14 protein-coding genes are annotated in these 14,581 nt (G+C 60.2%); 13 read left to right on the forward strand and 1 reads right to left on the reverse strand.

What is annotated here, in order from left to right; translation table 11 throughout:
- Positions 1-25: 25 nt before the first annotated feature.
- Positions 26-241 carry a hypothetical protein gene (locus H7225_RS13965; RefSeq protein WP_290662827.1) on the forward strand — a complete coding sequence of 72 codons (216 nt, stop codon included), beginning with the start codon at positions 26-28 and terminating at the stop codon, positions 239-241.
- Here H7225_RS13965 and H7225_RS13970 read toward each other — a convergent pair.
- The gene (locus tag H7225_RS13970; RefSeq protein ID WP_290662829.1) at positions 219-1,157 is read right to left on the reverse strand and encodes a hypothetical protein; all 939 of its coding nucleotides are present in this window, start codon (positions 1,155-1,157) and stop codon (positions 219-221) included. The genes H7225_RS13965 and H7225_RS13970 overlap by 23 nt on opposite strands.
- Before the next feature lie 263 nt (positions 1,158-1,420).
- On the opposite strand from H7225_RS13970, the gene H7225_RS13975 reads away from it, so the two are divergent.
- From H7225_RS13975 to H7225_RS14030, 12 genes are all read left to right on the forward strand, one after another.
- Positions 1,421-2,581, forward strand: coding sequence for a methyl-accepting chemotaxis protein (locus tag H7225_RS13975; RefSeq protein WP_290662831.1), 1,161 nt, complete (start codon positions 1,421-1,423; stop codon positions 2,579-2,581).
- An 8-nt stretch (positions 2,582-2,589) separates the two neighbouring features.
- Complete coding sequence (locus H7225_RS13980) at positions 2,590-2,958, forward strand: response regulator (protein ID WP_290662833.1); 369 nt, start codon at positions 2,590-2,592, stop codon at positions 2,956-2,958.
- 20 nt (positions 2,959-2,978) lie between these two features.
- The gene (locus H7225_RS13985; protein ID WP_290662835.1) at positions 2,979-3,269 is read left to right on the forward strand and encodes an STAS domain-containing protein; all 291 of its coding nucleotides are present in this window, start codon (positions 2,979-2,981) and stop codon (positions 3,267-3,269) included.
- Between the two features lie 44 nt (positions 3,270-3,313).
- Positions 3,314-5,485: a chemotaxis protein CheA gene (locus H7225_RS13990; protein WP_290662837.1), complete on the forward strand. Its 2,172-nt coding sequence runs from the start codon at positions 3,314-3,316 to the stop codon at positions 5,483-5,485.
- A 40-nt stretch (positions 5,486-5,525) separates the two neighbouring features.
- Positions 5,526-7,193 (forward strand): methyl-accepting chemotaxis protein, encoded by a 1,668-nt coding sequence (locus H7225_RS13995; protein WP_290662839.1) that lies wholly within the window; start codon positions 5,526-5,528, stop codon positions 7,191-7,193.
- 10 nt (positions 7,194-7,203) lie between these two features.
- Positions 7,204-7,752, forward strand: coding sequence for a chemotaxis protein CheW (locus tag H7225_RS14000; RefSeq protein WP_290662841.1), 549 nt, complete (start codon positions 7,204-7,206; stop codon positions 7,750-7,752).
- Positions 7,753-7,788: 36 nt separating this feature from the next.
- Entirely contained in the window at positions 7,789-9,567 is a 1,779-nt protein-coding gene (locus H7225_RS14005; protein ID WP_290662843.1) for a methyl-accepting chemotaxis protein, read from the forward strand.
- Between the two features lie 62 nt (positions 9,568-9,629).
- Positions 9,630-10,133, forward strand: a complete 504-nt coding sequence (locus H7225_RS14010) for a chemotaxis protein CheW (RefSeq protein ID WP_290662877.1) — start codon at positions 9,630-9,632, stop codon at positions 10,131-10,133.
- Between the two features lie 33 nt (positions 10,134-10,166).
- Positions 10,167-12,116 (forward strand): methyl-accepting chemotaxis protein, encoded by a 1,950-nt coding sequence (locus H7225_RS14015; protein WP_290662845.1) that lies wholly within the window; start codon positions 10,167-10,169, stop codon positions 12,114-12,116.
- 19 nt (positions 12,117-12,135) lie between these two features.
- Entirely contained in the window at positions 12,136-12,933 is a 798-nt protein-coding gene (locus H7225_RS14020; RefSeq protein ID WP_290662847.1) for a CheR family methyltransferase, read from the forward strand.
- Positions 12,930-13,451, forward strand: a complete 522-nt coding sequence (locus H7225_RS14025; RefSeq protein WP_290662849.1) for a chemotaxis protein CheD — start codon at positions 12,930-12,932, stop codon at positions 13,449-13,451. Before H7225_RS14020 ends, H7225_RS14025 begins: the two co-directional genes overlap by 4 nt.
- On the forward strand, positions 13,448-14,524 hold the full coding sequence (locus H7225_RS14030; RefSeq protein ID WP_290662851.1) for a chemotaxis response regulator protein-glutamate methylesterase: 1,077 nt from the start codon (positions 13,448-13,450) through the stop codon (positions 14,522-14,524). Before H7225_RS14025 ends, H7225_RS14030 begins: the two co-directional genes overlap by 4 nt.
- The last annotated feature ends 57 nt before the right edge of the window (positions 14,525-14,581 follow it).

The raw sequence follows: 14,581 nt of genomic DNA on the forward strand, positions 1-14,581 counted from the left end.
AGTTGGATCGAAATGAGGTCACAAAGTGAACACAGGTCAAAGCGGCTACGTCCCGAGCGCATCGGTAGCGGGCGAGGAAGATCCGGGCGCCTCGCTGGGCCTGGTGTCCGCGCAATTTGGCGTTGATTTCATGGCGCTCCCCGGCAAAGTGGCCAGCGCACCGGAGGGCAGTGTGATTGTCGAGACCGACGCATGCGATGAGGAAGATCCTGCCCTGACTAATCCGCAGCGGCTGGTGTGATCGCCAGAGCGGTGATCAACAGCCCTTGCGCGGACGCGTGGAAATCAGCGCTGCTGATCGCACTGAAATGCGACGGCCACCACACGGCCAGTTTTGCCCTAATCGCCCAGGGTTGCGTCCATTGAGGCCATTCCGGGAACTGGCGCCCACCCACCCAACCGCCATCAGCCTGCTGGGCCAGGAAAACTCGACGCAGCCACACGGGCTTGACGTGGTCCGGGCCGCCGCGCCATGACAGCATCAGCACACGCTGAAGGTAAGCATCCTTGACCACCACATCCAGTTGCATCTGCTGGTGGATGTCGGCCAGCAGGTCGGCTTCCAACTTGGCAAATTGCCCCTGAGGAACGCAACCCTCACGCTGAAGCAACATGACGCCAACCAATTGGTGAGTGCTGCAAACTGGGTCAATCAGCAACACCTGAGTGGGCTGAGGGTGACAGAGGTCATTCTTGAGAAATGAATTGGTGTCACCCTCCCCCTCATCAAGCTCAAAGACCTGACAAGTGAGCGCATGGTAGAAAAACTTTTGGTACGGCTCCAGCCAACGGGTTGAGGCCATGTCGAGCTCAACCTCGGCCTTGGGAAGCAGCATCCGCTTCCAGGGCCCGGCAGACCCTTGATGTGCACTGGCAACCGCCAAGTACCGCAGCACCAAACCTCGCAAAAATTCATCCCCGGTGCGTTCTGCCGCCGTCTGGACGAACCACCACAGGGCGACATTGTCTTCCTTGAGGATCTGGGCCTCATGCGTGCGCATCCAGGACACCGCACGCTGAAAACTTTGTTGCCGGTCGCTCACCGAGACTGGTGCGACCTCTCGGTTGCCGTGCCAAATGGCCAACGCGCCCAAGCTCGCCAGCACAACGATCAATACCAGCATGGTCTTGGCCAAGCCTACGGTCCACGTCTTCATGCCATCCCCGTTTTATCCAGGGATGATTTTGACATGCGATCAGTTGTCAACCAATCGCCCCACCAGGAGGGCTCTTGGCGCGGCATCGTTCAGAAATCTGCAAATCCGTGAACTTCGTCATCAATACCGCTTAAGTGACTGAGGGTAGCTCCCGATAACTCTGGCAAAGGGCGATCTCTTTCCCACTTCTTGGACGGCGCAAGGTGGCCACCATGGGAGAGGGGCGTACAGCCCACAACAAATCACACAGGGCACGGCAGGACATGAACATCAACCAAAACATCAAAGCCTATTTGATGTACCCCCCAATTCTGGGCGTTTTTGGCGGCGTGGCTGCACTGGTGCTCAGTGGTGGAACCCTGGCTGCCTGGATCACCGCACCGCTTTTGGCCGGCGCAGGTTTGGCGGCCAGTTGGCGCATGTCGCACAACTTGCGCAAATCACAGCAATCCATCCAGGACTACATCGACGGACGTCAACGCTTTGGCGAAACCATGGCGCCGGTGTGGACAGGGCAGATCGAGGCATCACGCCAGCAGATGGAGACCGCGATCTCGCAACTGTCGCAGCGTTTCTCGGGCATCGTGGACAAGCTGGACAACACGGTGCGCACGACCAGTGCGGCGACCTCCTCCATCGGCGACAACGAGAGCGGACTGGTCGCCGTCTTTGCCAAGAGCGAGCGCGAGCTGGGCTCGGTGGTGGCCACCATGGAGTCGGCCATGAGCAGCAAGACGCAGATGCTGGAGAAGGTGCAAAGCCTGAACCACTTCACCATCGAGTTGCAACAAATGGCCTCCGACGTGGCCAGCATTGCCTGGCAGACCAATCTGCTGGCCATCAATGCCGCGATTGAAGCGGCGCACGCCGGCGAGAACGGCCGGGGCTTCTCGGTGCTGGCGCAAGAGGTTCGCAAGTTGTCAGCGTTGTCTGGCGACACGGGCAAGCGCATCACTGAAAAGGTCTCGCTGATCAACGCGGCCATTGTCGAGACCCGTGAAAGCGCCGAGGCTTCCAACCTGGAAGAAAGCCGCTCGATGGCCAGCTCGCAAGACACCATCACAACGGTGTTGAACCAGTTGCGCTTGGTCACCGACACGCTGGTGGCTTCAACCGACCTGCTCAAGGACGAAAGCCTGGACATCAAGGCCGAGATCTCGGAAGCGCTGGTGCAACTTCAGTTCCAGGACCGCGTGAGCCAGATCATGAGCCACGTGAAAAGCAACATCGAACGCCTGCCCGTGGTGCTGGACGCCAACCGTGCCCAGTTCCAACAAGGCGGCGCGCTTCAGCCCCTTGATTCGGCCAGCCTGCTCGCCGAGCTGGAAAAAACCTACGCGATGAAAGAAGAGCGCGCGGTTCACCAACAAGGCGGCAAAGCCGCCGAAGCCAGCCAAAACGACACCGAAATCACGTTTTTCTAGAGGACAACATGGCCAAAACCATTCTGATTGTGGACGACTCTTCCTCTTTGCGCGTGGTGGTGGGCATTGCATTGAAAAGCGCCGGCTATGACGTGATTGAAGCCTGCGACGGCAAGGATGCCCTGACCAAGCTGACCGGCCAGAAGATCCACATGATCATCAGCGACGTGAACATGCCCAACATGGATGGCATCGCGCTGGTCAAGGCGATCAAGCAACTGGCCGCGTACAAGTTCACGCCCATCATCATGCTGACCACCGAGTCGCAGGACGACAAGAAGAAGCAAGGCCAGGAAGCTGGCGCCAAGGCTTGGATGCTCAAACCTTTCAAGCCCGACCAGTTGCTGGGCGTGGTTCAAAAACTGGTTCTGCCATGACAACACCAAGGGAGCACTCTATGAGTACCGCATGCATGCCCATCGAGGGCGAGATGAACATTTACCGCGCCGCCGAGTTGAAGGAGACGCTGTTGAACGCCTTGAAAGGCGCCAGCTCTCTAGAGCTTGATCTGCATGGCATCACCGAGATCGACAGCGCCGGCATCCAGTTGCTGATGCTGGTCAAGGCCACGGGCCAGGCCACCGACTGCGAAGTCAAGCTGGTGAACCACAGCCCCGCCGTGCTGGAAGTGTTTGAACTGTTGGACCTGGCCGCGCATTTTGGCGACCCGCTGCTCGTGCCCGCCTAAGCACTCTGCCCACCTTTGACCGAATCCCGACCCGAGACCTCACCATGAACCTCGATCAAGCGCTACAGACCTACATCGTGGAAAGCCGCGAGATGCTGGAAGCCATGGAGACCGCCCTGCTTGGCCTGGCCCACACCGAAGGCGAAGAACGTGCGGAATCCATCAACGCGATCTTCCGCGCCGCACACACCATCAAAGGCTCGGCTGGCCTGTTCGGGCTGGACCAGATTGTCGAGTTCACGCACGTGGTCGAAAGCGTGCTTGACCATGTGCGCGATGGCAAGGTGGCCATCGAGGATGCCTTGCTGACCTTGCTGCTGTCCTGCGGCGACCACATCGGCACGATGATCGACATCACCGAAATCACCCGCACCGACCCCGATGCCAGCGTGGTGCAAGCGGGCAAACCACTGCTGGCGCGCCTAGGCGTCTACCTGGAAGCGGCGCCAGCATTGCACTTGCCGACCGCCACCCTGGTGGTGAAAGCCGAGCCTGCTGACTTCGCGCGCATGGGGCATTACGGCATCAACGCCGACAACTGGCATATCTCGCTGCGCTTTGGCCGCGACGTGCTGCGCAATGGCATGGACCCGCTGTCGTTCATCCGCTATCTGGGGACCATGGGCCAGATCGTCGGCATCGTGACCCTGCACGACGCCTTGCTATTGGCGCCCGACATGGACCCGGAGTCCTGCTACCTGGGCTTCGATATTTCGTTCAAGAGCGAAGCCACCAAGGGCGCCATTGAAGGTGCCTTCGAGTTCGTGCTGGACGACTGCTTGCTGCTCATCGTGCCGCCCAACAGCCTGGCTTCCGAATACATCGCGATGATCCAGGCGCTGCCAGAAGGCCCGGCGCGCCTGGGCGAGATCCTGGTGCGCTGCGGCACGCTCACCGCACACGAGCTGGAATCGGCGCTGGCACTGCAAGCCCAATCCGAGCAGGCCGCCCCCATCGGCGAAATCCTGGTCGAGCAAGGCCGCGTCCAGCCCGCCGTGGTGGATGCCGCCTTGACCAAGCAAAAGCAGGGCAAGGACAGCAAGGCACAAGAGAGCCAGTCCATCCGCGTTGACGCCGACAAGCTGGACCACTTGATCAACCTGGTGGGCGAGCTGATCATTGCCGCCGCCGGTGCCAATCTGGTGGCCCGCAGCACCCGCATCCTGAAGCTGCAGGAAAGCCACGCCACCCTGGTCAGCCTGGTGGAAGAAGTGCGCGACAGTGCCCTGCAACTGCGCATGGTCAAAGTGGGTGGCACCTTCAGCCGCTTCCAGCGCGTGGTGCACGATGTCTCTCGCGAGATCGGCAAAGACATCGGCCTGATCGTCAACGGCGAAGACACCGAGCTGGACAAAACCGTGATCGAGAAGATCGCCGACCCGCTGATGCACCTGGTGCGCAATGCCATCGACCATGGCATTGAAGCCGCCGACGTGCGCATGGCACGGGGCAAGCCCGCCAAGGGCACCGTCAGACTCAACGCTTACCACGACTCGGGCAGCATCGTCATTGAAGTCGGTGATGACGGCGGCGGCTTGAACCGCGAACGCATCCTGGCCAAAGCCCTGGAGCGTGGCTTGATCGAGCCGGGCAAGGCCCTGAGCGACAGCGAAATCTATGGCTTGATCTTCGAGCCGGGCTTTTCCACGGCGGAGCAGGTCACCAACCTGTCGGGCCGGGGCGTGGGCATGGACGTGGTCAAACGCAACATCACCGCCTTGCGCGGCAGCGTCAAAATCACCAGTGAGGAAGGCCTGGGCACCACCGTCAGCGTGCGCCTGCCCTTGACTTTGGCCATCATCAATGGCTTCCAGGTCGGCGTGGGGCAATCGGTGTTCGTGGTGCCGCTGGACATGATCGAAGAGTGCGTGGCGTTCTCGGCCGAAGAAGGCCACGACTACACGAACCTTCGCGGCCAGGTTCTGCCCTTCATCCGCCTGCGCGAGCTCTTCGATGTTGAAGGCCACCAGGGCACCAGAGAAAACATCGTGGTGGTTAAACATGCAGGCCATAAGTTTGGCTTGGTGGTGGACACCTTGCTGGGTGAGGCACAGACGGTGATCAAACCCTTGTCCAAGATGTTCGCGCAAGTGCAAGGCATCAGCGGCTCCAGCATCCTGGGCAGTGGCGACGTGGCCCTGATCCTGGATGTTCCCGCATTGATGCAAAAAACCCATGCCGCCAATTCTGGCGACAGAGCTTCCGTTTCAGCTTGAGAAACGGTCCTTTCCCATTCGCAATTCAAAGGACGTTTCCATGTTCAAAAATTTCAGTATCGGAGTCCGCCTCATCGCGGGATTCCTGTTCGTCGCTGCCATCAGCCTGGTGGTGGGATCAATCAGCATCTCCAACGCTAGCAAGATCAACGTCATGGCGGACAACATGTACGCGCGTGAATTGATGGGGCTGTCGTACATCAAGGAAGCCAACATCAACCTGATCTACATCGGTCGAGCGCGTGGCAATTTTCTGCTCGCCCACGCGCAAGAAGAGCGCGAGAAGCATCAAGCGGCGATTGCCAAGTACAGCGCGGCAACCAAGGATTTCGTTGAAAAAGCCAAGCCCTTGTTCTTCTCCGAGAAAGGCAAGAGCTTGCTGGCCTCGTTCGACCTCACCTGGACCGACTACCAGCGCGACTTGCAGAAGGCCCTGACCCTGGCATCGGCCAAGAAGCTGCAAGAAAGGGATGAGGACTTGCAGGCCGCAGTGAACCCCGCCCGCTCACAAGCCGACAAGCTCGACACCATGCTGTCCGAGCTGACCGCCCTGAAGGAAGGCAATGCCAAGGACGCGGCCGACGAGACCGCCCGCCTGTATGAAAGCAGCCGTGCTTTGATGATCGGCGTCATCGCAGGTGGCGTGCTGATTGGCATTGCCTTGGGCTTCTTCATCAGCCGCAGTGTGACCAAGCCCCTTGCCAAAGCGGTTGACGCCGCCAACCGGCTGGCCGAAGGCGATTTGACCTTGAATATCGACGCCACGGGCAAGGACGAAACCGCCCAATTGCTGCAGGCGATGAAGAACATGGTTCAGAAGCTGTCACAAGTGGTTTCGGAAGTGAACAGCAGCGCCGAAGCCTTGGCTGGCGCCTCCGAAGAGGTCAGTGCCACAGCACAGTCCTTGTCGCAGGCCTCCAGCGAACAGGCGGCAGGGGTTGAAGAGACCAGCGCTTCGATCGAGCAAATGACCGCCTCGATTTCTCAGAACACCGAGAACGCCAAGGTGACCGATGGCATGGCCAACAAGGCCTCCAGTGAGGCCACCGAAGGCGGCGAAGCGGTCAAGGCCACCGTGGCTGCCATGAAGCAGATCGCACAAAAGATCGGCATCATCGATGACATTGCCTACCAAACTAACTTGCTGGCCCTGAACGCCGCCATCGAAGCGGCTCGCGCTGGTGAACACGGCAAGGGCTTTGCTGTGGTGGCCGCAGAGGTTCGCAAGCTGGCCGAACGCAGTCAGATTGCCGCGCAAGAGATCAGCTCGGTGGCCAGTTCCAGCGTCGAGCTGGCTGAGAAGGCGGGGCAGCTGTTGGACCAGATGGTCCCCAACATCCGAAAGACCTCGGACCTGGTGCAAGAGATCACGGCGGCCTCGGAAGAGCAGTCCTCTGGCGTTGGTCAGATCAACTCCGCTGTCAGCCAACTCAGCGAGACCACGCAACAGAATGCCTCCAGCTCGGAAGAACTGGCCGCCACCGCCGAAGAAATGAGCAGTCAGGCCGAACAACTGCAACAGGCCATGTCCTTTTTCAAGCTGGCGGGCAACGTCATGGTGAGTGGCTACGCCCCAATTTCGTCCAAGGCATCGCCAAAGCCCAAGGGCACGCCGAACAGGGGCAATCAACCCGTTCGGGTCTCAGGCCGGTCACCCGTCTCAGCACGTGCAGAGTCTCCGGACGAAGCCATGTTCGCGCCGTTCTAAGAGAATCAACATGAGCACACTGAACACCCAACCCTCGGCAAGCATGAAAACGGCCGGCTCCGTGGCCCTCGCTGAAACCACCCAGTACCTGACCTTCATGTTGGCGAGCGAGCAGTTCGCCCTGGGCATCCTGGCCATCAAGGAAATCATCGAATACAACAGCCTGACCGTAGTCCCGATGATGCCGCCCTGTGTGCGCGGCGTGATCAACCTGCGTGGTGCAGTCGTGCCCGTGATGGACTTGCTCGCGCGCTTTGGCCGCCCCTCATCGGAAACCACCAAGCGCACTTGCATCGTCATCGTCGAGACCCAGACCGCCGAGCAAGACAGCCAGGTCATCGGAGTGCTCGTCGATGCCGTGAATGAGGTGCTCGACATCGTACCCACCGACATCGAGGCGGCGCCTGCCTTTGGTGCGCGCATCCGCACCGACTTCATCCATGGCATGGGCAAAGTCAAGGGCAAGTTCGTGATCCTCCTCAACGCCAACCACGTCCTCTCCATCGATGAAGTCACACAGCTGGCGCAAACACCAGCGACTTCATTGGCCCTCAACTGATCAACCCGGATCTACATACCACCTATGTTTGATAACATGAAAATCTCCCATCGGCTCGGGCTCGGGTTCGGAGCCGTGATCCTCTTGTTATTGGTGGTATCGGTCATGGCCATCCTGAGGATGGCGACCATGCAGGAGATGACCCGGTCGATCACCGAGGACCGCTATCCCAAGGTGGTCCTCATCGACGACTCCATCAAAAAGACTGTGGACAACGGTAGCCTGTTGCGCAACATGCTGCTGGCCACCGATTCGGCCGAATTCGAAGGCAACCAGCAAGCGATCAAGGTCAACCGTGGCACGGTCAGTGAGGACCTGGAAAAGCTGGGCAAGATGCTGCACCTTGAGAAAGGCAAGCAACTGTTCGCGGACATCATTGCGAAAGGCCACGTGGTTGACGAGAAGTATGAAAAAGTCTTTGGCCTGATCAAGACCGACCGCACGGTATCAATCGCGTTCCTCAAATCCGACTTCGGTCCGGCCAACACGGCCTATTGGGATTCGATGGAAGCACTGGCCAAGTTCCAAACCGAGCTGATGACCGAAAGCGCTGAAAACTCGGCCGAGACGGCCAATAGCACCAGGACACTGATCATCGCCCTGACGACCATTGCCGTGGTGACCGCAGGCATCATCGCCACGTTAATCGTTCGCAACCTCTCGGCCGTGCTGGGTGCAGAACCCGCCGCCGCAGCAGAAGTTCTGGGGCGTGTGTCGCGCGGCGATTTCGACATTGCGGTGGTGACTCGCCCTGGCGACGTCACCAGCCTAATGTTCTCGGTCAAGCAACTGCTCAAGGCCAGCGGTGGCAGCGTCGATGACGTGGCACGGGTCTTGGGTGCCGTCTCCGAGGGAGACCTGACCCAGAAGATCGAGAAGGACTATGAAGGTGCTTACGCACGCCTCAAGGACTACGTTAACGCCACGGTCGACAGGCTGTCGCAGGTGGTGGCCGAGGTCAACGCGGGCGCCGAAGCCCTGGCTGGTGCATCAGAAGAGGTCAGCGCCACCGCCCAATCGTTGTCGCAATCGGCCAGCGAACAGGCTGCAGGCGTGGAAGAAACCAGTGCCTCCATAGAAGAAATGACCGCTTCGATCTCGCAGAATACCGAGAACGCCAAGGTGACCGATGGCATGGCCACCAAGGCGGCCGGCGAAGCCACAGAAGGCGGTGAAGCCGTCAAGGCCACCGTGGCTGCCATGAAGCAGATCGCCCAGAAGATCGGCATCATTGACGACATCGCTTACCAAACCAACCTGCTGGCCCTGAATGCGGCCATCGAGGCAGCGCGCGCTGGTGAACATGGCAAGGGCTTTGCCGTGGTGGCCGCCGAAGTGCGCAAGCTGGCCGAACGCAGCCAGATCGCCGCGCAAGAGATTGGCACTGTGGCCAGCTCCAGCGTGGAGTTGGCCGAGAAGGCCGGCAAGCTGCTAGACGAGATGGTGCCTAACATCCGCAAAACCTCGGACCTGGTGCAAGAGATCACCGCCGCTTCGGAAGAGCAATCATCCGGCGTCAGCCAGATCAACTCGGCCGTCAGCCAGTTGAGCCAGACCACGCAGCAAAACGCCTCCAGCTCGGAAGAGCTGGCCGCCACCGCCGAAGAGATGAGCCGTCAGGCCGAGCAACTGCAGCAGACCATGTCCTTCTTCAAGCTGGCCGCTCACTCTGTTGCTTCGGCCAGTCGCCCGCCCGCTAGGCGCATCGTTGCCAAGGCCAAGTCAGCCGCGACAAAAACCAAAGCTACGTACCGTGCCGATCAGGATTCCGCCACGGCCGACTCACCCGATGAAGCTCATTTCGCCCGTTTCTAAAGGATGCTCCCATGACGGCACTGACCACCACCAACGCTTCAAATCAGGGCATCCCCTTGTCCATGGGCGCCAATGATCCAAACCAGTACCTGACTTTCATGCTGGGTGGCGAGGTATTCGCCCTGGGCATCCTGGCGGTCAAGGAGATCATCGAATACCACAGCCTGACCGCCATTCCAATGATGCCGGACTGCGTGCGAGGCGTGATCAACCTGCGTGGCGCAGTCGTGCCAGTGATGGACCTGCTGGCCCGCTTTGGTCGCCCCGCCTCCGAGGTGACCAAGCGAACCTGCATCGTCATTGTGGAAGTACAGAGCGCTGACCAGGAAAGCCAGGTCATCGGCGTGATCGTCGATGCCGTCAATGAGGTGCTGGACATCGCGGCCAGCGACATCGAGCCGGCGCCCGATTTTGGCGCGCGCATCCGCACCGAATTCATTCAGGGCATGGGCAAGGTCAAAGGCAAATTCGTGATTCTGCTCAATGCGGACCATGTCTTGTCCATGGATGATCTCACCCAGCTTGCTCAAACACCCGCACAGGCCGGCGCCTTGGCTTTGAACTGAGCCTCAAAGAAATCACTGAAAAGGAAGACGACCATGAACTGGTTCTTGCGAATGAAGCTGGCTCACAAGCTGCTGACCACTTTTCTCACCTGTTCCGTCCTGACGGCTGCTGTCGGCGTGTACAGCCTGACGCGAATCGCCGAGTTGGGTGGCATGCTCAGCTCCACCTATGACAACAACGTGGTGTGTCTGGCGCAAATCTCCGATGCCGCGCTCAAGCTGTCATTGCATGCCCGGAGCTATGTTCGGCTGACAGCGACCAAGAATCCGGACGACGCCAAAGCGACGATTACGCGTGCCAATACCTACATTGACGGCTACAACAAGTCGATCCTGGCGTACCGGAGCACCGTTCTCAGCGCCAAAGAGCAAGCCCTGCTCAAAGAGCTGGATGCCCAGTTGCCGGTCTACCTGGTTGAAAGCGAGAAGGTCGCTCAACTGGCCCTGGGAGGCAAGTTCGCCGAGGCCACCGAGATCAGCAATGGTGAAGCCAGCAAGATCACCCACGCGATGGAAGACACGATGATGGCCATCATCGAGGAGCTTAGCGCCCAGGCCAAAGCCACCAATGCGCTGGCCACCTCCCAGGTGTCCTACGCGAAGATTGTGACCATGTCGGTGGTCGCCGTCTCAGTGGTACTGGCCATTGGCCTGGGCCTGATGGTCACCCGCATCATCAGCCGTCAACTGGGTGGTGAGCCTGACTATGCCGCGGCCTTGCTGACCAAGGTGGCGAATGGGGACCTGTCGGCCGAAGTGATCATCGCCAAAAATGACGACAGCAGCCTGCTGTTTGCCGTCAAGCAGATGGTCAGCCGCCTCAAGCAGGTGATTGATGGCCAACGCAATGTGGTCGAAGCGGCCAACCATGGCAACTTTGACGAACGCATTGAGCTGGCCGGCCTGCAAGGTTTTCAAAAGGAAATGGGCGAAGGCCTGAACCAGTTGGTGACCACCACGGGCACCAGCATCAACGATGTGGTGCGTGTCATGAGCGCCATGTCGCAAGGTGACCTCACCCAATCCATCGACAAGCCGTATGAAGGCGCCTTCGGTGAAATGAAGGAGTACGTGAACAACACGGTCAACAAGCTGTCGCAAGTGGTGACCGAGGTCAACGCTGGCGCCGAAGCCCTGACAGGTGCTTCCGAAGAACTCAGCTCCACCGCCCAGTCGCTGTCGCAATCGGCCAGCGAACAGGCGGCCGGCGTGGAAGAGACCAGCGCGTCCATCGAAGAGATGACCGCCTCTATCTCGCAGAACACCGAGAACGCCAAGGTCACCGACGGCATGGCCACCAAGGCAGCTGGCGAAGCCACCGAGGGCGGCGAAGCTGTCAAAGCCACCGTGGCGGCCATGAAGCAGATCGCGCAGAAGATCGGCATCATCGATGACATCGCCTACCAGACCAACTTGCTGGCCCTGAATGCCGCCATTGAGGCCGCCCGTGCTGGCGAGCATGGCAAGGGCTTCGCCGTGGTGGCCGCCGAAGTGCGCAAGCTGGCTGAACGCAGCCAGGTGGCCGCGCAAGAGATCGGCACCGTGGCCAGCTCCAGCGTCGAGTTGGCCGAGAAGGCCGGCAAGTTGCTGGACGAAATGGTGCCCAACATCCGCAAAACCTCGGACCTGGTGCAAGAGATCACCGCCGCATCGGAAGAGCAATCGTCGGGCGTCGGCCAGATCAACTCGGCCGTCAGCCAGTTGAGCCAGACCACCCAGCAAAACGCCTCCAGCTCGGAGGAGTTGGCGGCCACCGCCGAAGAAATGAGCAGCCAGGCAGAGCAGTTGCAGCGAACCATGTCCTTCTTCAAGCCGGCCCTGGACACCGAACATGGCGCCAGCACGGCCACATCGCGCAAGCTGGTCTCCAATGCCCGCACCAAGAAGCCGCTCAAGCAGTCCTCAGCCAAATCGGCCCCTGCCCGGAAGCTGGCCTACGAGGGTGTTGATTCGCCCGATGAATCGAGCTTTGCCAAGTTCTGACGCTGACCGAAGCCCATCAATGAACACCATCACCGATCAGGAGTTCAACCGCTTCCAACACTTCATCTTTGAGGCGGCGGGCATCAGCATGGCCTCGTCGAAGAAGGCGCTGGTCTCAGGCCGCCTGTCCAGGCGCTTGCAAGCGCGTCAACTCAACTCCTTCACGGAGTACTTCAACTTGCTGTCCAGCGGGCAGGCCAAGGAGGAAGTGCAAACCGCGATCGATCTGCTGACCACCAACGAAACCTATTTTTTCAGAGAGCCCAAGCACTTTGAACTGTTGAAGGCACTGGCGCAGGCCCACAAGCCAGGTCAGCCTTTTTGGGCCTGGAGTGCCGCCAGCTCCACGGGTGAAGAGGCCTACAGCATGGCCATGGTGCTGGCCGATAGCCTGGGCAGCAGCCCGTGGGAGATCCTTGGCTCCGACATCAGCACACGGGTTTTGCAACGCGCGCGCACAGGTCAATTTCCGATGGAGCGTGCGCGCAACATTCCGCAGCCCTACCTCAAGCGCTTCTGCCTGAAAGGCATGGACGAGCAGGATGGCACCATGCTGGTCGCACGCGCCCTGCGACAGCGGGTTCGCTTCATTCAGGCCAACCTGAACGAGGCACTGCCAAAGCTGGGCACGTTCGACGTGATCTTTCTGCGCAACGTGATGATCTACTTCAATGGCGACACCAAGCGCCAGGTCGTGGCCCGCGTGATCTCGATGCTCAAGCCCGGTGGCCATTTCTGCATCGGCCACTCGGAAAGTCTCAATGACATCAGTGATGCCTTGGTGCCGGTGGCGCCTTCGATTTACCGCAAGCCGTGATCTCGACCGACGAAATCATTGTTTTTCTGAACCCCGGCGAGTACTTCGTGGGCGACGCGCGGCACCGAATCCGAACCCTACTGGGATCGTGCGTTTCCATCACCTTGTGGCACCCTGAAAGGCGCGTCGGCGCCATGTCTCACTTCCTGCTGTCCGAACGATCATCCAAGGTCATCGGCCCCCCGGATGCCCGCTATGGCAAGGAAGCCCTCAGCCTGATGCTGACGGACCTGGCCCGGCATGGCATCGATCCCGGTGACTGCCGAGCCAAGATCTTTGGCGGCAGCGACATGTTCCCGCAACACACCAGCAGGGCCAACGCCGCGCGGGTCGGTCGAAGGAATGGCGAGGCGGCACGCAGCCTGCTGGAGGCCCAAGGCATTCGGGCATCTTCGGAAAGCCTGTTCGGGGTGGGCCACCGCAAAATCATGTTCGACGTGAACAGTGGTCACGTCTGGGCTCGTCAAGTCAAACCGGTTGATGCGCTTTTGAATCACAAAGAAGGTACTCGCAAATGAAGTCCATCCAAGTCATGGTGGTCGATGATTCGGCGGTGGTTCGGCAGGTGCTGTCTGCCGTGCTGAACGCCGCACCCGGCATTGAAGTGTGTTGCGCCGTGGCCGACCCGCTGCTGGCCATCGAACGCCTGAAGATCAATTGGCCCGACGTGATCGTGCTGGACGTTGAAATGCCGCGCATGGATGGCATCACCTTTTTGCGCAAGATCATGAAGGAGCGCCCCACCCCGGTGGTGATTTGCTCCACGCTGACCGAGAAGGGCGCCAAGACCACCATGGAGGCCCTTGCCGCAGGCGCGGTCTCGATCATCACCAAACCCAAGCTGGACCTGAAGCAGTTCATCGTCGACTCCTCGGACGACCTGGTGAGTGCGGTCAAGACTGCGGCCAAGGCCAATGTGCGACGTCTGGCCATGCGGGCTGAGGCGCCCCCCCAGGTGCCGCAGGTCAAGAACAATGCCGACGTCATCCTGAGCGCGGCCAGCCCCAAGGCCATGGTGCAGACCACGGAGCGCGTGGTGGCCATCGGCACCTCCACCGGCGGCACTCAAGCGCTGGAAGAAGTGCTCACCGCCCTGCCCCGAGTTTGTCCGGGCATTGTCATCGTGCAGCACATGCCCGAGAAGTTCACCGCAGCCTTCGCGGCGCGCCTGGACAGCATCTGCCAGATCCGCGTCAAAGAGGCCCAAAACAACGACCGCGTCTTGCCCGGCCAGGCTTTGATCGCCCCCGGCGGCAAGCACATGGTACTGAAGCGCAGCGGGGCGCAGTATTTTGTCGAGGTGCTGGATGGGCCCTTGGTGAACCGGCACCGCCCCTCGGTCGATGTGCTGTTCCGATCGGTGGCCAAGTCCGCCGGGGCCAACGCCCTGGGCTTGATCATGACGGGCATGGGCGACGACGGCGCCGCTGGCATGCTCGAGATGAAAAACGCTGGCGCCCGAACCATCGCGCAAGACGAGGAAACCTGCGTGGTTTACGGCATGCCCAAAGAGGCTGTGAAGCGCGGCGCCGTGGACAAGATCCTGCCCATTGGCGCGCTGCACCGCGAGATCATCCAGCACGGCAACTGACCGCCCCCTGCCTTGAAGGGTGATGTTGCCAAGGCTATGCTGGCCCATTGCCCGAGG

Origin of the sequence: Aquabacterium sp. (assembly GCF_014378415.1) — a bacterium.
Classification (GTDB): domain Bacteria; phylum Pseudomonadota; class Gammaproteobacteria; order Burkholderiales; family Burkholderiaceae_C; genus Aquabacterium.

Coding starts and splice junctions, on each gene's coding strand:
- H7225_RS13970 (WP_290662829.1), bottom strand. CDS start 1,157: ATGAAGACGTGGACCGTAGGCTTGGCCAAGACCATGCTGGTATTGATC.
- H7225_RS13975 (WP_290662831.1), top strand. CDS start 1,421: ATGAACATCAACCAAAACATCAAAGCCTATTTGATGTACCCCCCAATT.
- H7225_RS13980 (WP_290662833.1), top strand. CDS start 2,590: ATGGCCAAAACCATTCTGATTGTGGACGACTCTTCCTCTTTGCGCGTG.
- H7225_RS13985 (WP_290662835.1), top strand. CDS start 2,979: ATGAGTACCGCATGCATGCCCATCGAGGGCGAGATGAACATTTACCGC.
- H7225_RS13990 (WP_290662837.1), top strand. CDS start 3,314: ATGAACCTCGATCAAGCGCTACAGACCTACATCGTGGAAAGCCGCGAG.
- H7225_RS13995 (WP_290662839.1), top strand. CDS start 5,526: ATGTTCAAAAATTTCAGTATCGGAGTCCGCCTCATCGCGGGATTCCTG.
- H7225_RS14000 (WP_290662841.1), top strand. CDS start 7,204: ATGAGCACACTGAACACCCAACCCTCGGCAAGCATGAAAACGGCCGGC.
- H7225_RS14005 (WP_290662843.1), top strand. CDS start 7,789: ATGAAAATCTCCCATCGGCTCGGGCTCGGGTTCGGAGCCGTGATCCTC.
- H7225_RS14010 (WP_290662877.1), top strand. CDS start 9,630: ATGGGCGCCAATGATCCAAACCAGTACCTGACTTTCATGCTGGGTGGC.
- H7225_RS14015 (WP_290662845.1), top strand. CDS start 10,167: ATGAACTGGTTCTTGCGAATGAAGCTGGCTCACAAGCTGCTGACCACT.
- H7225_RS14020 (WP_290662847.1), top strand. CDS start 12,136: ATGAACACCATCACCGATCAGGAGTTCAACCGCTTCCAACACTTCATC.
- H7225_RS14030 (WP_290662851.1), top strand. CDS start 13,448: ATGAAGTCCATCCAAGTCATGGTGGTCGATGATTCGGCGGTGGTTCGG.